A 19,532-nucleotide genomic window follows, 5' to 3' on the forward strand; every position below is an offset into this window, starting at 1 on the left:
AATTAACAAAATGAAAAATTACTTTGCATTAGGATTAGCACTTGTAAGCTTATTAAGCATTACTTCTTGTGCGTCAGACGACACCGCTGACATTAATATTGTAAATAACGGAGGAACTTCGAATCCTACAAATCCTGGAACGATCTTTTTATCAGGAACATTTACAGAAGATTTAGACTTAGACGCAAACAATACCTATAAAATCAACGGATCGTTGATCATGGCTACTGGAACAACATTGCGTATTCCAGCTGGTATGACCATAGAAGCTTTAGCGGCAGGATCTGACGTGTATATTGCTATTTCGCAAGGAGCTACCATAGAAGCTATTGGAACTGCAAGTGAGCCAATTGTTTTTACTTCGGATGCGTCTGCGCCAACTGCTGGTGACTGGGGCGGATTAATTATTTTAGGGAGCGCACCTATCAACTCAGTATCAGGAACTGCAACAGCAACTTCTGAAATTGCTAGTTTACCTTACGGTGGAACTGACACTGCTGATAACTCTGGAACATTACGTTATGTACGTGTACAATACTCTGGTGGATCTGCTGATGGGCAATCAGAAAACAACGGAATTTCTTTCTACGGCGTTGGAAACGGAACAACTGTTGAATATGTTCAAGTATATGAAGGAAAAGATGATGGAATAGAATTTTTTGGCGGAACTGTAAATGTTGACTTTGCAGCGGTAATTGGCGCACAGGATGATTCTATCGACTGGACAGAAGGATACACAGGAACCATCACAAACGCGTATGTAAAACACGGAACAGATCACGATAAAGGAATTGAAGCAGATGGTTTCAACACAGATATCGGAAATAATTCTGATCCAATATACTTCTCTGCGCCAACAGTAAACAATCTTACGATCATCGGATTAGGTTCTGCAATAAGCACAGAAGCGGTTCGTTTAAGAGCTGGAACAAGAGTAACATTCAATAACGTTGTATTAGAAGGATACGCTGAAGGATTTGATTTAGATGGAGATATGATGGACAGACCAACAGGAGAAGGTGTTGTGAATGGAGAAACAAGTGTAACAGACATTACATTTACGGATATCATTTTAAAAGTGAAAAACGATACTGAATTTACGTTTACAGAAGCTGATTTAATTTCAGGTGACGGAAACGGAACAGGAACTGACTTTGCTTCTTGGGGAGCAGGTTGGACTGTAGGAAACTAATTCCAAACAACATATTGTACAAAAAGCGTCTTCTAACACGGAAGACGCTTTTTTGCTTTATAAAAGCAATACTTTTCTCAACTACGAATATCGCAATACAATAACGCTTTTGTTATCAAATGGTTAAAACAACACACAAATATGTTCGTCTGGTTTTTCAATTCAGGTTCTTTTGTATATTTGTACCATAAATTTATGAATGGTTAAAATATATCGTATGAACAAAAATTACTTTTTATTAATTGCATTATTGATTTCTTCGTTGTCTTTCGGACAAGTATTAGAAGAAAATTTCGATTATGGAATGACAGGTGGAGATTTAACTGCCGTAAGTGGAGGCGCATGGGTGCAACACTCAGGTTCTACTGGACCGGTACAGTATGTAGCAACGCCAAGTTTAACAATGGCTGGATATCCTTCATCTGGAATTGGTGGACATGTAGCCTTTTCAGGAACTTCTCAGGATGTAAATAGAGCCTTTACTGGAATTAGTACTGGAACTGTATACGGAAGTGCTTTGGTAAATGTAGTATCTGCAGGTAGCGGAAACTACTTTATGCACTTTAATACAAGTGGATTTAGAGCAAGAATTGGTGCAAGAGATGATGGAAATGGTGGTGTTGAATTTGGTATTGGAACAAGCAGTTCTACTTTAGCATATACAACAACACCTTACAGCTTAAACACAACATACTTATTAGTTTTTTCTTATGAAATTGCCACAGGAGTTTCTAACTTATATGTATTATCTGCGGTAACGCCAACAGAACCTGCAATGCCAGACGCTACTAGTACAGGAACTACAGGTACTGCCATTACATCAATTGCGTTCCGTCAATCTAGTAACATTCCTTCTGTTTTAGTAGATGGTGTTCGTGTCGCTGAAAACTGGACTGAAATTATGAGTAATTCTTCGGTACCTTCATTAAGCATCGTTACACCTGCTGATGGAACTACTTTTGATCCTGGAACAAACAGCGTAGATGTTACATTCACGACTCAAAATGTAAACTTAGCAATGCCAGGAAGTTTTGTAAATGTGACTGTAAACACAGATCCTACAGATACAGATGTTGCTAGTCCATACGCTATTCCAACTATGGATGGTGGAATGTATGATGTAACTGTAGAGTTATATGACAACAATGTGATTGTAGATACAAAAATGGTATCTTTCTCTGTAGCTAGTATTACACAAGTAAACAGCATTACTGAATTACGTGCTGGAACTATTGGAGAATTCTATGAATTAAATGCGGAAGCTATTATTTCATACATCGTTACAGAAAATACAAGAAACCAAAAATACATCCAAGATGGTGGTGCTGGAATCTTAATTGATGACGTTGCCGGAACGTTAAGTGTTGCTGTAAATATCGGAGATGGACTTATCGGACTACAAGGACAATTATCACAATTTTCTGGAGTACTTCAATTTGTGCCAAGTGCTAATTTACCTGGCGCATCTTCAAACGGAAACACCCTTAATCCACTTTTTGTAACTGCAAACGAATTGGCTACAAATGGAGAAGCATACGAAAGCAGATTGATCAGATTATTAAATGTTGAATTCGCTGATACAGGAATGTTTGCAGACAATACCAACTATACTGTTACGACATCTGGCGGAACTGATACTACAGTTTGTAGAGTTTCTTTTGGTGATGAAAACTTAATCGGAACTATGATTCCTACCGTACCAGTTGATGTTATCGGTTTGGGTGGTGAATTCAACGGAACATACCAAATATTGCCAAGATTCACTACTGATATTGACACAACGTTAAGCAACGAAGAGTTTGGAACAACTACTTTTAGCATGTATCCAAACCCTGCAAACGGAGCTACAGTAACGATTACTTCCCCTTCAAACAATACAAAAGATGTACAAGTATACAGCATCTTAGGAAAGCAAGTAATCAATACTACCATTACAAATACATTAAACGTTGCTGATTTACAATCAGGAATTTATGTAGTAAAAATTACAGAAAACGGTAAATCGGCTACTAAGAAATTAGTGATCAGATAAGTTTACCAAATACATAATATACTATATCAAAAAGCATCTTGAATTTTCAAGGTGCTTTTTTTGTGAAACTCAACATTGAAAAGTCCAAAGAACACATTCAATGTTGTTAGTTGAACTAATCCCGCTGTAGCGCGGAATCTAATACTATTTTCTAAAAGCTTTCAAAAACTCCATTCAATATTACCATTTCAACTACACATTTACAGACTCATCTAAAATAGGAAACATGCAATGGTATATTTCTTTATATTGCGTATTGTATGAAACTATGGAACAAAATAAATCAATATGTTAGCAAACAAGACCTTGTTTTATTTCTAAGTTTCTATGTCTTCTCCACTATTATGTATTACACCGCAAGCTGGATTTCTTGGGGTGGATTTAAAAAAGGACATCCATCGTATTTCGATGTAGAAGAATTTTTTGCTTCTGGAGGAGCGCAATTCTTAATTAGCTTTTTCGTCACCATTCCTATTTGGTATATCACGTCTGTTGTATTAAGAAAGTACAAGCTCAGAGTACAATTGCTGTCACATATATTATTTTTACCATTATACATTGCCATTTGCTATTATTCATTACTTGGAGTCACAAAAATTTTTGGCTGGGCAATGTATTGGGGCGGCTATAAAGTCATTTGGACACTTTACTCGTTCATGCTTTTTTACTTTGTGCAGTTTGGTTTTATACATGCGTATGGATATTTTAAACGTTTCAAAAAAGAAGAAAAGGAAAAGGCAATCCTTCGAGAAACTACGTTAAAAAGCGAAATTACTGCCTTAAAATCACAATTAAATCCACATTTCCTGCACAACTTATTCAACTCTATCAATGCAACTATCCCAAAAGAAAATGAACGTACGCGAGAATTAATCATACAATTGTCTGATCTTTTTAGATATCAGAATTATGCATCGCAAAATGAATTTGTGACCATTAAAGAAGAAATTGACTTCATTCAAAGTTACTTGGAACTCATGCAGATTCGACTCAAAGAGCGTTTGAATTTTGCTTTTAAAGTAGAAAAAGAAGTCTATCATCACAAAATCGTTCCAATGCTGTTGCAACCTTTGGTAGAAAATGCAGTCAATCATGGAATTGCCACTAAAATTACACCTTCAACCTTACGCATTACAATTGAAAAACAAAATGATCGCTTACACATTTCCATAGAAGATACAGGCATTGGTATTATAAATAAAGAAAGTGTGTTCTTAACAGGTTTAGGATTGTCAAACACCAAAATGCGGCTTGATAAAATTTACAATTCCGAACTAAAAATAGAAGACAACGTACCAACAGGAACTAAAATCTCATTTACGATTTGAAAACAATCCTAATTATAGATGATGAAGAAGATGCAAGAGATTTGTTACGGCAATACATCTCCGCATACAAAGAGCTTCAAATTATCGGAGAAGCTTCCAACGGATTGGAAGCTGTAAAAATGATCAATGCATTAAAACCAGATACTATTTTCCTCGACATCCAAATGCCAGGTCTCAACGGATTTGAAGTATTAACGCAATTAGAAGAAATTCCTGAAGTCATATTTTCTACTGCGTACGATCAATATGCCATCAAAGCATTTGAAGTTCATGCTGTGGATTATCTATTAAAACCGTATGGCAAAAAACGCTTTGAAAATGCACTCAGCAGAATCCTTCAAAATCAAGAAAATGTCATTCCGTTAGCTGAAGAGTTGCTTCAAAAAGAGACTTCCTTTCCTTCAAAAGTTATTCTTCACAAAGGCACAAGAAAGTTAATGGTCAATGTGAAAGATGTATACTTTGCAGAAGCTTTTGGCGATTATACGAAAGTATTTACCAAACATGAAGAATTTCTAGCAACCAAAGGAATCTCACAACTGCATGATATTTTTAATCCAACCATGTTTATACGACTGCACCGTTCGCATTTTGTCAATATGAATACGATTGTAGAATTAAAAAAAATAGACAGATATCACTACGTGTATTTAAGTAACGGAAAAAGTTTAAGAGTAAGTGATACGTATTTGCCAGCCATAAAGAAAATTGTGTTATAACGATTTCATCGTGCTATTTTCAAGCCTATCGACAATATCATGGTCAACTCCTTTTTGTTGAATAAATTTAAAGTATAAAAACATAGTCGAATGAAAATCATATGCAAAATCACGCTTGTTTTAATAATGAGTGTATGCTTTACTGCTACAAGTCTCGCTCAAATTAAAACGCCGCTAAAAGTCTCTAAAGAAGCTGACATTGACCTAAAAACCTACACAGGCATCATCTCAGAACAATATGCCAATGGAAGTCCGTCACTTTGGAAAACCGTTATCAATGGAAAAACAAATGGACTCTGGTTAGAATGGTATCCAAACGGTACGTTAAGATACAGAGCCTACTGGAAAAACAGCTTAGGAAACGGACGATGGGAATATTTTTACCCGAACGGACAATTGCGTTCTGAAAGTTTTTACATCAACGACATTGCACAGGGAATTTACAGAAGTTATTATAAAAATGGGCAACTCAAAATGGACGCCACGTATCTAAATGGTAAAAAAGATGGTGTAGAATTCACCTATGATGTGAATGGTATAGTACTTTCGCGAAAGCTTTACAAACAAGGAATACAACAGATTGATGAACCTACTATATTTCAAGAAGGACTGATCTCTAAAGAAAATAGTAACGAATGGGGAATTAACTTTATGCCAGATGGAAAAACGGCATACTTCACCAGAAAAGATACTGCTGGCAAAAAACGAATTTACACACTTACCAACACTGAAAGTGGCTGGAGCGAACCAACAATTGCCACTTTCTCAACACATGAAGATGAAACGCCATTTATAAACAGTGATGGAAGCAAACTGTACTTTGCGTCCTTCAGACCGTTACCAGACGGAAGTACGACTGAAAAAATAGACATGAATATTTGGTATGTAGATAGAATCAATAACAAATGGTCTGCGCCAAAACCTATATCTTCTATGATCAATACATCTAAGAAAAAAGGTGCTATTTGGACAGCAAACTATGAAGCAGGTCCAATAACGGATGCGAATGGCAATCTCTACTACTGGACAAAAGGTAGTGAAAGCAAGGCGACAAATTTGTATTATTCAGAAAGAAAAACGAATGGAAAATATAGCAAACCGCAAGAAATCATTCCGCCATCGAGCACTACAAATTATGACACCGCTCCGCAGCTTTCGCCAGATGGGAACATCCTTTTCTTTTCGTCAGACGATAGATATGATGGTTATGGAGGTGCTGACATTTACTATTCAGTAAAAAAAGAAGGAAAATGGTCTGCACCGAAAAATTTAGGTCCAATAGTGAATTCATCACAATCAGAAGGTTTTCCAAGTTTCTCACCCGATGGAAAATTTTTCTACTTTAGTAGCAATCGCGGAGACGCAAAAGACGAGAATGGAGAACGAATTTGGAATCTCTATTACATGGAAACAAAATATTTAATGATTGAAAAATAACGAAATGAAAAAAATAATAATTCTCCTATATCTAGCTAGTTTTCTAAGTTGTGCACAAAATGAAAAAACGGAATTACCGCCAGCATCAGAAATGGTTTCTATGAATGATGCGACTGTAAAATACGGAACTCAATATGGACAACAATACTTTGCCAAAGGAAGCACAAAACCGTATACAGGTTGGTTGTGCGCGCGGTATGATAACGGCGAACTAGAATCGGCACAGCAATTCAAAAACGGCTATGGCAATGGTATTTGGATCAATTTTGATCCTGACGGACGCAAAGAATCACAAGGAGCTTATCGCAACAATAAAACCGAAGGTCACGCACAACTATTTTACGAAGATGGCAGTGTAAAAGCGGAAGGCAAATACATCCATCTAAAACGAAAAGTTGGCTGGTGGAAGTTTTACGACCGAAAAGGAAATGTAGTAAGTAAACGCTATTTTACTCGGTAAACAATCACTTCATTTTTAGTTTAAAAAAAACTTTGTCTCGAACAAAGCGGGGAAACGCATGCCAAATTCTAACGCTATGAACATTTCAAAAATCATACTAACCATCTTCATGATGCTTTTATTTCAAAGCGTTTGGAGTCAGGATAAACGTAAAAAATACAACGCTTCCAGAACAAATGAAGCGCCAAAAATAGATGGAAAGCCTTTTGAAAATGTATGGAATAAAGCCGTTTCAGGAAGTGATTTTATCATGCTGCAACCGGACAATGGTGCACAAGAAAAAAAAGCACAAAAAAGTATTGTAAAAATTTTATACGACGACAATTCTATCTATGTTGCTGCCTATTTATATGATGATAACATAAAAAAAATAGACAAGCAATTTTCGCAACGTGACCAAGTCAATGTACAAACAGACGTATTTTCTTTTTGGATCAACACCTATAACAATCAAATAGATCAAACACGCTTTTACGTTACTGCCGCAGGTGCTATTGCAGACTCAAAAGCAACCAATGGTTCGGAAGATTTTAGTTACAATGTTATTTTCGATGGAAAATCGAGTATAGATGAAAATGGTTGGTATGTAGAAATGAAAATTCCGTATCAAGCATTGCGATTTCCGAAGTCTAAAGTCCAAAATTGGAGCTTCAATGCATTGAGGCGAATTAATTCTCAGAATCAATCGTTCACGTTTAATTTCGTCGATATTACACAAGGAAATGAAGCACAATATGATGCACAATTATTAGGCATCACAAACATAAATCCTCCTTTTAGATTGAGTCTTTTTCCATATACCAGTATTCAAAGTGTTCAATTTGAAGGTAAATCTGAAACAGAATTCAATGCAGGATTAGATTTAAAATACGGTATCAGTGATGCATTTACACTAGACGCAACGCTCATTCCCGATTTTGGACAAGTCGCTTTTGACGAAGTCATCTTAAATTTAGGTCCGTTTGAACAAGCGTTTCAAGAACAACGACCTTTCTTCACGGAAGGTACAGAACTATTTTCCAAAGGCAATTTATTTTTTTCAAGAAGAATAGGACAAACACCAACACGATTTGGTGAAGTGCAAAGTGAAACCTTAGAAAACGAAATTATAGTTGAAAATCCACAACAAGCACAACTGCTCAATGCCGTAAAAGTAACGGGAAGAACCAAAAATAAACTAGGGATCGCTTTTCTAAATGCAGTTACAAAAAAAGCAACGGCAATCCTAAAAGATACGATCACTAATAGTCAAAGAGAATTCGTCACAGAACCATTAACAAACTATAATCTCATTGTTTTAGACAAGCAATTTGGCGCAAATTCATCAGTGTATTTTTCTACTGCAAGTACATTTCGTGGAGGAAGTTTTACAGATGCCAATGTAAGTGCCATCGGTGTGGAGCATTTTGACAAGAAAAACATCTACAGATATAAAGCAGATTTCAAAATGAGCAATCGCTTTCGTGAAAGTGATACTGATCAAGGCTATAATTTTGAAGGCAGATGGGATCGAGTGCAAGGCAAATGGCGGTATGGTTTTTTGCATAGAAATGTTGGTAAAAATTACAACCCAAACGACTTAGGATTGCAATTTAGAAACAACTTAAACGGCACATATCTTTTCGGATCTTACAATCAATTTAAGCCGAAAGGAATATTAAACAACTTCAGAGTCAATTACGAAATTGGTCACGAACGCACTAATTCGCCTGGACTTCACAATGCTACATCATTGTATATCAGTGCTGCTTTTCAAACTAAAAATCTATTAAATTTTGGTGCGTACACTATTGCATCTACGAGAACGTTAGATTTGTTTGAATCGCGGATTCCTCTACAAGCTGTTCGGTATGCGCCAAGAATTGTATATGGCGGTTATTTTACTACGGATACCCGAAAAAGAATTTCGATCAACGCTGGAGTCAACACCGATCAAAGATTCAACGATCCCGAAAACAGATTTGACTTTTTTATAGAACCCTCATTCAGAATCACAGATAAATTTTTCATAAGCTACAACTGGTTTTGGCAAAAGCGCAATCAGCGGTTAAGTTTTGTCGCGATTGATAATGGAGAATCAATTTTGAGTAGAAGAAATACCCAAACGATTGAAAACTCCATTCAAGGTGTGTATAATTTTGATACGACTAAATCTATCAATCTACGGTTGCGGAATTTTTGGAGTGCTGCAAAGTTTTCAGACGATTACAAGGTTTTACTTTCAGATGGAAACACACAACGATATACTGAAAACAATACGTTCAATCCTAACGCAGATTTTAACATTTGGAACATGGATGTGAGCTTTGTATGGCAATTTGCACCCGCAAGCAATCTCATTCTATTATATCGCAACAGTCTCTCTAATTTTCAAAGCAACGGCGATATCAATTTTACAGACAGTTTAAATCAATTATTTCAAGAATCTATACAACAAACGTTTTCGGTGAGACTCACCTATTTTCTGGACGTTAACAAGATTCTGCCTAAATAAATGAAGTCAAAACTATACGTTGCGTGTAAATTATCCACCTCCAAAAGAAGCAAAAACACAAACAGCATCTTCTCCTAATTTTACCTACTTTTGCAATACAATTTGCACACAATGGATTCCAATATAATTTTCAATATACATGACGAAGCTTCTTTTGAAACGGTAGCGTTTCAAACGTTTCAGCATCAATTTGAAAATAATAATGTCTACCGATCTTTTTGCGATTTACTCTACATTCACCCAAGTGATATTACAAAAATAGAAGACATTCCGTTTTTGCCCATTCAATTCTTTAAATCACACGAAATTGTTTCCAATCGCCAACCGATTCAAGAAACATTTACCAGTTCTGGAACCACAGGAAGCACGCCGAGCAAACATCACGTGACGGATATTTCTATTTACGAAGAAAGCTATCAAAAAGGCTTTGAATATTTCTATGGAAACATTGAAGATTGTATCGTTTTAGCGCTTTTACCGAACTATTTAGAACGAAAAGGCTCATCGTTAGTGTATATGGTAAACGACCTCATCAAACGTAGTAAACAGGCTGAAAGCGGTTTTTATTTGCATGATTTAAAAGCGCTTACAGAAAAACTCATTCAACTAGATAACACTGGTAAAAAAGTATTGCTCATCGGCGTTTCTTTTGCTTTATTGGATTTGATTGAAACGACACAGTTTCAATTAAAAAATACGATCATCATGGAAACAGGTGGCATGAAAGGTCGCAGAAAGGAACTAATTCGCACAGAATTGCATCAACAACTTTGTGAAGGTTTTGGTGTTGCGGAAATTCACTCGGAATATGGCATGACCGAATTACTTTCGCAAGGCTATTCCAAAGGAAATGGCATTTTTAAAACACCGCCGTGGATGAAAATCCTAACGCGCGATCCTGAAGATGCACTCACCATACAAACCAACGGAAAATCTGGCGGAATCAACGTTATTGATTTGGCAAATATCAACTCCTGTGCGTTCATTGCCACACAAGATTTAGGCAAAGTACATGCAGACAATACGTTTGAAATCATTGGTCGTTTTGATCATTCAGACATCCGAGGTTGTAATTTAATGGTATTTTAACACCATCAATCTGAAAGGCAAAACCAATCCAAAAGCCTATTTAACTATCAACAAAAAATTCTTCTTCTTTCCACGTTGAATGGTCACAAACTTATCATTAATCAAATCGTCTGTCGTGATTTTATAATCTTCTTTCACTTTCGTTTTATTCACCGCCACAGAATTTTCTTTTAACGCTCTACGCGCATCTCCGTTAGAGTTTAAAAAGTTGGTTTTTGCAGCTAACGCCGCAATCATATCCAACCCTGCTTCAATATCCACACGATCAATTTCTGCTTGCGGTACACCTTCAAAAACATCCAATAAAGTTTGTTCATCCAATTGCTTTAAATCTTCCGAAGTCGATTTTCCAAAGAGAATTTGTGTCGCTTTCAACGCTTTTTCCAACGCTTCTGCTCCGTGCACCAAAGTAGTTACTTCTGCTGCCAAACGTTTTTGCAATACACGTGTATGCGGTGCTTCTTGGTGTTCTGCAATCAAAGATTTCACGGTTTCTTCCTCCAAAAAGGTAAAGATTTTAATATACTTTTCTGCATCTGCATCCGAAGCGTTCAACCAAAATTGGTAAAAGCGGTATACCGACGTTTTATCAGCATCTAACCAGATATTTCCACCAGCCGTTTTTCCAAACTTAGAACCGTCCGCTTTTGTAATTAACGGACAGGTCATTGCGTATGCTTTTGCAGCTTCATCGTTCATTCTGCGCACCAATTCGGTTCCTGTTGTAATATTTCCCCATTGATCCGATCCGCCCATTTGCAACAAACAATTGTGTTCTTTATGTAAATGGTAAAAATCGTATCCTTGAATCAATTGGTAGGTAAACTCCGTAAACGACATACCAGCACCTTCACTGGAAACACGTTTCTTTACCGAATCTTTCGCCATCATGTAGTTGACTGTAATTCGTTTTCCAACATCACGCGCAAAGTCGATAAAAGAAAAATTCTTCATCCAATCGTAATTGTTTACTAAAATTGGCGCGTTTTCTTCGTTCGAATTAAAATCTAAAAAGCGAGACAATACACGTTTAATTCCCGCTACATTGTGATTCAAAATATCTTCTGTTAGCAAATTACGTTCGTCCGACTTTCCTGATGGATCACCAATCATTCCTGTAGCACCACCAACCAAAGCAATTGGCTTGTGTCCCGCTTTATACAAATGCATCAACAAGATAATAGGCACCAAACTTCCAATATGTAACGAATCGGCTGTAGGATCAAATCCCACATACGCAGTCGTCATTTCTTTGTTCAGTTGTTCTTCGGTTCCTGGCATGATATCGTGTATCATTCCTCTCCAACGTAATTCTGCTACTAAATTGCTATTCATCTGTATATTCTTTTTAAAGCTTCGCAAAGATATAAAAGTGAAAAGAAAAAAGTTTATTTTAGTAGCATGATATTAGTCACAGGAGGAACTGGATTGGTTGGTGCGCATTTATTAGCACATTTAGCACAGACAGAAACGCGTATTAAAGCCATTTATAGAACATTGGAAAAGCTAGAAGCTGTAAAAACGGTTTTTGGGTATTATTTTGAAGATGTTCCTTATTTTTTTGATAAGATTGAATGGCATAAAGCCGATGTGACGGATGTGCCTTCGCTAGAAGAAGTATTTCCCAACATTACGCACGTATATCATGTAGCCGCACTCGTTTCTTTTGATCCGAAATTGTTTGAAGATTTGCGCAAAATAAATATTGAAGGCACAGCAAACATGGTGAATTTGTCCATTGCGTACAGTGTGAAAAAATTCTGCTTTGTCAGTTCCATTGCAGCAATTGGCGAAACGGAACACCCAGAAATTCCGATTACGGAAGATACACATTGGAATCCCGAAGCAGACAATAATGTGTATGCGATTTCGAAATACGGTTCTGAAATGGAAGTTTGGCGCGGTTCGCAAGAAGGGTTGGACATTGTCATTGTAAATCCTGCCATTATTTTAGGTGCTGGATTTTGGCGCGGCGGCGGAAGTGGCTCGTTGTTTCGTAAAATTGACAAAGGCTTAAAATATTACTCCAACGGAATTTTAAGTTATGTAGATGTGGTCGATGTCGTTTCTGTAATGATTCAACTGATGGAAAGCGATATAAAAAACGAACGTTTTATTTTAGTTGCTGAAAACTGGACGGTTGAAAAATTTACAAAAACTACGGCAAAAGCATTGAACGTACAACCACCAACAAAAGCAGCGAGTTCCTTTTTATTAGGAATTGCTTGGCGATTGGATTGGTGGCAACAATTCTTCACAGGAAAACACCGAAAATTAACGCGATTGATGGCAAAATCCATTCAGTCACAAATGGTGTACGACAGTAGCAAAGTTACAAAGCAATTGAATTTTACCTTTACACCCATGCAGGAAACGATTGATCGTGTGAGTAAACGTTATAAAAATCGGTAGTAATATTATATTTATTTGATGATTAAAAGGTAAACATGACTAACCATCACTATTTTCCTTTTGTACATTTTGAGGCTTCTTTTTTTGTGGTTTCCCTTTGTTGCTAAGCGTCGTATCTATCTTTTTCATGCGTGCTTGCTTCTTGGCTTCTGAGATAGAATCTCTACGTTTTTGCTCAATTTCTAGCTGTTCTCCTACTTCTTTTCGCTCTTTGGTGAGTCGCGCTTGTACAATTCCGTATATCTCACTGTATATTTCCGGATTTGCCGCATAATAGTTATTACTACTTTTAAATTGCAAACTATCCGTTTTGTGCTTTTCGTACAAATACATGTCCAAATGCATAAAACCATCATCGAGTTTCGATTTGTTCACACCTTTGATAGAATTGACCAAAGTAATGTCGTATAAAATCGCCGCCATCGTCTCTTTTGACAATAAATCATCTGGCTTTGGAATGGCTTCGTTTTTACAAGAAGCTATCGTAAGTACAAGTATTAATAAACAAGCTATATATTTTTTCATCTGTTGAATTCTAATTGTTTTACATGACGTTTTTCTGAAAACGTTCCTTCATGATAGGCTAAATTGCCATTTAAAAATGTATGTGTCACGGTAGAATCTAAGGTTGTGCCTTCAAATGGCGACCAACCGCATTTGTACAATACATTGTCTCTAGAAACAGTGTATGATTTTTCCAAATCCACCACGACTAAATCTGCATAAAAACCTTCTTTTATAAAACCTCTGTCTTTTACTTGAAACAAACGCGCGGGATTGTGACACATTTTTTGGACAATTTTTTCCAACGAAATTTTTCCTTGTTTGTGTGCTTGAATCATCGCGTTTAACGCATGTTGCACCAACGGTCCACCAGAAGGTGCACTTGTGTATGGATTGTTTTTTTCTTCCAATGTATGTGGCGCATGATCAGTAGCAATGACATCAATTCTATCGTCCAATAACGCTTCCCACAATTGCTCTCTGTCATTCGCTGTTTTTACCGCAGGATTCCACTTGATGTGTGTTCCTTTTTCTTTGTAATTTTCATCTGAAAACCACAAATGGTGAATACACACTTCCGCCGTGATTTTCTTTTCTTCTAACGGAATGGAATTGTCAAACAAATGGGTTTCTTTTCCTGTAGACAGATGAAAAACATGTAAGCGAGCGCCCGTTTTCTTCGCTAAAGCAATCGCTCTGGAAGACGATAAATAACACGCTTCTTCACTGCGAATGATCGGGTGAAATTCGATTGGAATATCATCTCCGTATTTCTCTTTGTATTCGGCCAAATTCTTTCGGATCGTTCCTTCATCTTCACAATGCACCGAAATCACCATATCTGTACTTGAAAATATTTTTTCTAAAACGGCTTCATCATCCACCAGCATATTTCCTGTAGAAGACCCTAAAAATAGTTTCAATCCCGCCACTTGCGTGGTGTCCACTTTCATGATTTCTTCTAAATTATCATTCGTTCCACCAAACATAAACGAATAATTGGCAAAAGAAGTTTCTTTCGCAATGTCCAATTTTTCTTGAAGCTTCTCAATCGTCGTTGTTTGCGGATTCGTATTTGGCATTTCTACAAAAGACGTAATTCCGCCCGCGATGGCAGCACGCGATTCTGTAGCAATATTCGCTTTATGTGTCAATCCAGGTTCTCTAAAATGCACTTGATCATCAATGACGCCAGGAAATACGTATTTTCCAGCAATATCAATCACTTCGGCACTTTCGTCAGAAAGATTCGTTCCGATGTTTGCGATGCGTTCGCCTTCGATTAAAATATCGGCCGTTTTCACTTCGACTTCACTTACTATTTGTGCGTTTTTGAGTAATATTTTATGCATGAGGTTTGGTTTTGGTAAACATACTTCTAATTTTCATTTTGATAATTCCGAACACAGCTTCCGAAAATATGGAACTGTCCATTTTAGATTTCCCTTTGGTTCTATCCGTAAAAATAACGGAAACTTCTTTGATTTTGAAACCGAGTTTCCACGCTTTGAATTTTAATTCAATCTGAAACGCGTATCCCACAAAGCGAATCGTTTCCAAACCAATCGTTTCCAAAACTTTTCTGCGGTAACAAATAAATCCTGCTGTGGTATCATGAATGGGAATTCCTGTGATGAACCGCACATATTTTGACGCAAAATACGACATCAACACCCGATTCATTGGCCAATTGACCACATTCACACCTTTTACATACCGCGAACCGATTGCGACATCAAAACCATCCTCTTGGCAAGCGGCTAACAATCGAACTAAATCTTCAGGATTGTGTGAAAAATCAGCATCCATCTCAAAAATATATTCATAATCGCGCGCCAACACCCAACGAAAACCGTGAATATAGGCAGTTCCTAAGCCTGTTTTGGCTTCTCGTACTTCTAAAAACAGTCGTTCAGGGTATTTTTCCTGTAATTCAATGACTTTTTGGTGGGTTCCGTCAGGGGAATTATCGTCCACAACTAACACATGAAACGCCTTTTCTTGCGCAAAAACTGCGTCAATGATGGCTTCAATATTTTCAATTTCGTTATACGTTGGTATGACTACAATTGCGTCGGACATTTTCTAAAATTACGGCAAACAAAAGTACACAAATTATGGGTTTTGCAGCGAGTGATGGTATTTTGTGCTAAATTTTTATGTATTATTTAACATACTTTCTACTTTTACCAAATGATTACTACTATTGAACGCAGCATCATTTCTAAAGATTGGCTCACCTTGTTGTTTGTAACGACATTTTGTTTGCTAGTGGTAACGCGTTTGGTGTTTCAAAAGAAGTTTACGCTCTTTTTAGGATTTCTGTTTTCGAATAAATACCAAAGCCAAGCCATTGCCAAACAGGAAAGTATCATCAACGGATTTACCTCACTCCTTTTTTGTGTGCAAGTCATTTCGTTTTCCATTTTTGGATACATTGCGGTTACTTTTTTTCGTCCGTATTTGGCAAATGCGCCGTTTTTGTTTGTAAAAATCAGTTCGTTCATGGTATTTTTTATTGTGATCCGATATATTTTGGAAAAAATTATGGCGGTTATTTTAGATATTGAACTGTATATAAATGCCTATAATTTTCATAAAATCAACGCGCGAAATCTTTTTGGTTTGCTCTTGATTCCCATCAACTTAGTACTTGTTTACTATGATTATCAGCATAATATTGTATTTTTCTCAGTAATTTGTGTCTTTGTATCCTATAATCTTATCGTATTATTTCTTCTACTAAAGAATTATCAAAAATTGATTATCAACAAGTTGTTTTATTTTATTTTGTATCTTTGCGCACTTGAAATTGCCCCTTATTTAGTTATCTATAAATTATTAATTGAATAACGCGACAAATAAAATACAGGTTTATGAAAGTAAAAACCATTTTAGTTTCTCAACCGGAACCAAAAATTGAGAACTCACCTTACTCGAGGCTTATTGATAAGCAAAAAGTGAAAATTGATTTTAGGCCGTTCATACACGTTGAAGGTGTAAGTGCAAGAGATGTACGTCATCAAAAGATAGATTTGACAAAGTTTACAGCTATCATTTTAACAAGTAGAAATGCTGTAGATCATTTTTTTAGAGTAGCTGAAGAAATGCGCTTCAAAGTGCCTGACACCATGAAATATTTCTGCCAGTCAGAAGCAGTAGCTTACTATTTACAGAAATATGTAGTGTACAGAAAGCGTAAAATTTATGTTGGAAAACGCACGTTTAAAGAATTGTCTCCACTAGTTAAAAAGTATAAGGACGAATCATTTTTATTACCATCATCGGATGCGTTAAAACCCACAGTTCCAGAAATTTTGAATTCGTTGAATATTACTTGGGAACGCGGAATTTTTTACAAAACCGTAGTAAGCGACTTGTCTGACTTGCGTGATGTGTATTATGACATTTTAGTGTTCTTTAGTCCATCTGGAATCAAGTCTTTATTGGCAAACTTCCCTGATTTTGAACAAAATGACACACGCATTGCTGTTTTTGGAAATACAACCGTAAAAGCAACGACAGAAGCAGGATTGAGAGTTGATATTAAAGCACCAACGCCAGAAACTCCATCCATGACGATGGCATTGGCAAAATACATTGACGAAGTGAATAAGAAATAATTACTTTACTATACAATATTAAAAAAGCGTATATCCATTACAGATATACGCTTTTTTGTTTTTGGGTTGGTTGTGATATTATATATAAGTCTGTTAGTCTATTGGACCACCAGCCATAATCTCTTCGTTTGCGTATGCTGAAAACTGTGCAAAGTTTTCTTTGAATGAGCTTGATAATTCTGCCGCTTTTTTATTGTATGCTTCGGCATCTCCCCAAGTATCAATCGGGTTTAATACTTCATTAGGCACATTTGGACAATCTTTTGGAATTGCCAATCCGAATACTGGATGTGTTTGATAATCTACATCATTTAACTTTCCTTCCAACGCTGCACTAATCATAGCACGTGTGTATTTCAACTTCATACGACTTCCAGTTCCGTAAGGTCCACCAGTCCATCCGGTGTTGATCAACCATACATTTACACCAGCTTCCTGCATTTTCTCACTCAGCATTTCTGCATACCTGGTTGGATGTAATGGCATAAATGGCGCTCCAAAACACGCAGAAAAACTTGGTACAGGTTCGTCAATTCCAGCTTCGGTTCCTGCTACTTTCGCAGTATACCCTGAAATGAAATGATACGCTGCTTGTCCTGGTGTTAATTTTGAAATTGGAGGCAACACACCAAATGCATCTGCCGTTAAGAAAAATATATTTTTAGGATTTTTTCCAATAGATGGAATTTGAATATTGTCAATATGATAAATTGGATAGCTTACACGCGTATTTTGTGTGATGGAAGTATCTTCAAAATCTACATTTTTATGTTCGTCGAGTACAACATTTTCAAGAATCGCACCTTTTTTAATCGCGCGATAAATTTCAGGTTCGCTTTCTTCCGTCAAATCAATGGCTTTCGCATAACAACCGCCTTCAAAGTTGAACACTGTATTTTCATTGGTCCAACCATGTTCATCATCTCCAATTAACCTGCGATCTGGATCTGCGGACAAGGTCGTTTTCCCTGTTCCTGACAATCCGAAGAAAATAGCGGTATCTTCCTCTTTTCCAACATTCGCACTACAGTGCATTGGCAACGTGTTTTTAAATACAGGCAAAATAAAGTTTAAGGCAGAAAAAATTCCTTTTTTAATTTCTCCTGTATATCCTGTTCCACCTACAAGTGCAATTTTCTTAGTAAAGTTCAAAATAGCAAAGTTGTGTTGGCGCGTTCCGTCTATTGCAGGATCTGCCATAAACTCTGGTGCATTCACAACAAGCCAATCTTCTTTAAAACCATCTAATTCTTCTTCCGTTGGACGTAAAAACATGTTATACACAAACATATTGCTCCAAGGATATTCGTTGATTACACGAATGTTCAATTTATAATTTTCGTCGGCACACGCATACGCATCGCGGACAAAAACTTCTTTTTCTGATAAGTATGCAACGACTTTGTCATACAATTTATCAAAAGCTTCAGGTTCAAAAGGAATGTTGATGTCACCCCACCAAATTTCATCTTCGGTAATACTATCTTTCACAATAAAACGATCCATCGGGGATCTTCCTGTAAACTCTCCTGTGTTTACAGCAATCGCTCCAAAAGAAGTTTCTACTCCTTGTCCTTTTTGTATCGTTTCTTCGTGAAGTTGGTCCGAGGAAAGTTGGTAATGTGCTTTCGCATCCATGATTCCATATTGGTTTAACGAAATCGTTTTCGTTGAGAAGGTGTTATTCGTCATAACTTTTAACTCTAGTTGTGTTTTTGTAAAGGACAAAAGTATAAATATTTTTACAGAGTCTTTGTTTTTTTAACTGATTTTCTCTGTTTTAAGCTTGAAAAAATTCAAGAGAAGTGCTATCCAACCTATAATCAAGAGTGTTCCTCCAATTGGTGTAATAAACCCTATACTGCTGATATCCAAACCTGTAACATCTTTTGTTGCTAATAAATAAATAGAACCTGAAAATAAAATAATTCCCCACAACACAAAAACATAGATGAGTCGTTGCATTTTTGGAGAAATCAGCGTGGACATTCCTGTAAAAAGTAATAAAAACACGTGATACATTTGGTAACGCACACCTGTTTCAAAAGAAGCAAGTTGATCGGCACTCAATACTTTTTTGAGCGCATGTGCCCCAAAAGCTCCTAAAATAACCGCTAACAATCCCAAAATAGTTCCTGTAATCAATATTTTTTTTCTCATAATTCGTGAAGTTATTTTTATAAATGTAACATTTTGCTACATTCGTGTTATATTTGTCTTTTTACAAAATTACGCAACAAAA

17 protein-coding genes are annotated in these 19,532 nt (G+C 36.6%); 11 read left to right on the forward strand and 6 right to left on the reverse strand.

What is annotated here, in order from left to right:
- Positions 1-10 precede the first annotated feature (10 nt).
- From KORDIASMS9_RS02985 to KORDIASMS9_RS03020, 8 genes are all read left to right on the forward strand, one after another.
- Positions 11-1,192 (forward strand): multidrug transporter, encoded by a 1,182-nt coding sequence (locus KORDIASMS9_RS02985; protein WP_114901411.1) that lies wholly within the window; start codon positions 11-13, stop codon positions 1,190-1,192.
- Between the two features lie 217 nt (positions 1,193-1,409).
- A complete protein-coding gene (locus KORDIASMS9_RS02990; RefSeq protein WP_162819737.1) occupies positions 1,410-3,224 on the forward strand; it encodes a T9SS type A sorting domain-containing protein in 1,815 nt (604 codons plus the stop codon).
- A gap of 260 nt (positions 3,225-3,484) precedes the next feature.
- The gene (locus tag KORDIASMS9_RS02995) at positions 3,485-4,552 is read left to right on the forward strand and encodes a sensor histidine kinase (protein WP_114901413.1); all 1,068 of its coding nucleotides are present in this window, start codon (positions 3,485-3,487) and stop codon (positions 4,550-4,552) included.
- Entirely contained in the window at positions 4,549-5,271 is a 723-nt protein-coding gene (locus KORDIASMS9_RS03000; RefSeq protein ID WP_114901414.1) for a LytTR family DNA-binding domain-containing protein, read from the forward strand. The genes KORDIASMS9_RS02995 and KORDIASMS9_RS03000 overlap by 4 nt, the downstream gene beginning before the upstream one ends.
- Positions 5,272-5,361: 90 nt before the next feature.
- Entirely contained in the window at positions 5,362-6,708 is a 1,347-nt protein-coding gene (locus tag KORDIASMS9_RS03005) for a PD40 domain-containing protein (RefSeq protein ID WP_114901415.1), read from the forward strand.
- A gap of 4 nt (positions 6,709-6,712) precedes the next feature.
- A complete protein-coding gene (locus tag KORDIASMS9_RS03010) occupies positions 6,713-7,168 on the forward strand; it encodes a toxin-antitoxin system YwqK family antitoxin (RefSeq protein WP_162819738.1) in 456 nt (151 codons plus the stop codon).
- A gap of 76 nt (positions 7,169-7,244) precedes the next feature.
- The gene (locus KORDIASMS9_RS03015; protein WP_240321116.1) at positions 7,245-9,662 is read left to right on the forward strand and encodes a DUF5916 domain-containing protein; all 2,418 of its coding nucleotides are present in this window, start codon (positions 7,245-7,247) and stop codon (positions 9,660-9,662) included.
- A 111-nt stretch (positions 9,663-9,773) separates the two neighbouring features.
- Positions 9,774-10,751 carry an acyl transferase gene (locus tag KORDIASMS9_RS03020; RefSeq protein ID WP_114901418.1) on the forward strand — a complete coding sequence of 326 codons (978 nt, stop codon included), beginning with the start codon at positions 9,774-9,776 and terminating at the stop codon, positions 10,749-10,751.
- 36 nt (positions 10,752-10,787) lie between these two features.
- On the opposite strand, the gene tyrS is transcribed toward KORDIASMS9_RS03020, so the two are convergent.
- Entirely contained in the window at positions 10,788-12,086 is a 1,299-nt protein-coding gene (gene tyrS, locus KORDIASMS9_RS03025; RefSeq protein ID WP_114901419.1) for a tyrosine--tRNA ligase, read from the reverse strand.
- Positions 12,087-12,152: 66 nt separating this feature from the next.
- On the opposite strand from tyrS, the gene KORDIASMS9_RS03030 reads away from it, so the two are divergent.
- Positions 12,153-13,163, forward strand: coding sequence for an NAD-dependent epimerase/dehydratase family protein (locus tag KORDIASMS9_RS03030; protein ID WP_114901420.1), 1,011 nt, complete (start codon positions 12,153-12,155; stop codon positions 13,161-13,163).
- 39 nt (positions 13,164-13,202) lie between these two features.
- Here the strand turns inward: KORDIASMS9_RS03030 and KORDIASMS9_RS03035 are convergent, their stop codons facing one another.
- The 3 genes from KORDIASMS9_RS03035 to KORDIASMS9_RS03045 are packed head-to-tail and all read right to left on the reverse strand — an operon-like array spanning position 13,203 to position 15,749.
- Positions 13,203-13,688 (reverse strand): DUF4296 domain-containing protein, encoded by a 486-nt coding sequence (locus tag KORDIASMS9_RS03035; RefSeq protein WP_114901421.1) that lies wholly within the window; start codon positions 13,686-13,688, stop codon positions 13,203-13,205.
- Entirely contained in the window at positions 13,685-15,019 is a 1,335-nt protein-coding gene (locus KORDIASMS9_RS03040; RefSeq protein ID WP_114901422.1) for a dihydroorotase, read from the reverse strand. The genes KORDIASMS9_RS03035 and KORDIASMS9_RS03040 overlap by 4 nt, the downstream gene beginning before the upstream one ends.
- Entirely contained in the window at positions 15,012-15,749 is a 738-nt protein-coding gene (locus KORDIASMS9_RS03045; protein WP_114901423.1) for a polyprenol monophosphomannose synthase, read from the reverse strand. The genes KORDIASMS9_RS03040 and KORDIASMS9_RS03045 overlap by 8 nt, the downstream gene beginning before the upstream one ends.
- Positions 15,750-15,860: 111 nt before the next feature.
- On the opposite strand from KORDIASMS9_RS03045, the gene KORDIASMS9_RS03050 reads away from it, so the two are divergent.
- Both KORDIASMS9_RS03050 and KORDIASMS9_RS03055 read left to right on the forward strand, forming a co-directional pair.
- Positions 15,861-16,520: a DUF4271 domain-containing protein gene (locus KORDIASMS9_RS03050; RefSeq protein WP_114901424.1), complete on the forward strand. Its 660-nt coding sequence runs from the start codon at positions 15,861-15,863 to the stop codon at positions 16,518-16,520.
- A gap of 23 nt (positions 16,521-16,543) precedes the next feature.
- Positions 16,544-17,290, forward strand: coding sequence for a uroporphyrinogen-III synthase (locus tag KORDIASMS9_RS03055; protein WP_114901425.1), 747 nt, complete (start codon positions 16,544-16,546; stop codon positions 17,288-17,290).
- A 93-nt stretch (positions 17,291-17,383) separates the two neighbouring features.
- Here KORDIASMS9_RS03055 and pckA read toward each other — a convergent pair whose 3' ends face one another.
- On the reverse strand, positions 17,384-18,982 hold the full coding sequence (gene pckA, locus KORDIASMS9_RS03060; protein WP_114901426.1) for a phosphoenolpyruvate carboxykinase (ATP): 1,599 nt from the start codon (positions 18,980-18,982) through the stop codon (positions 17,384-17,386).
- A gap of 69 nt (positions 18,983-19,051) precedes the next feature.
- Positions 19,052-19,450, reverse strand: coding sequence for a DUF423 domain-containing protein (locus tag KORDIASMS9_RS03065; protein ID WP_114901427.1), 399 nt, complete (start codon positions 19,448-19,450; stop codon positions 19,052-19,054).
- Positions 19,451-19,532 lie beyond the last annotated feature (82 nt).

The sequence above is a fragment of the Kordia sp. SMS9 genome (assembly GCF_003352465.1).
GTDB lineage: Bacteria > Bacteroidota > Bacteroidia > Flavobacteriales > Flavobacteriaceae > Kordia.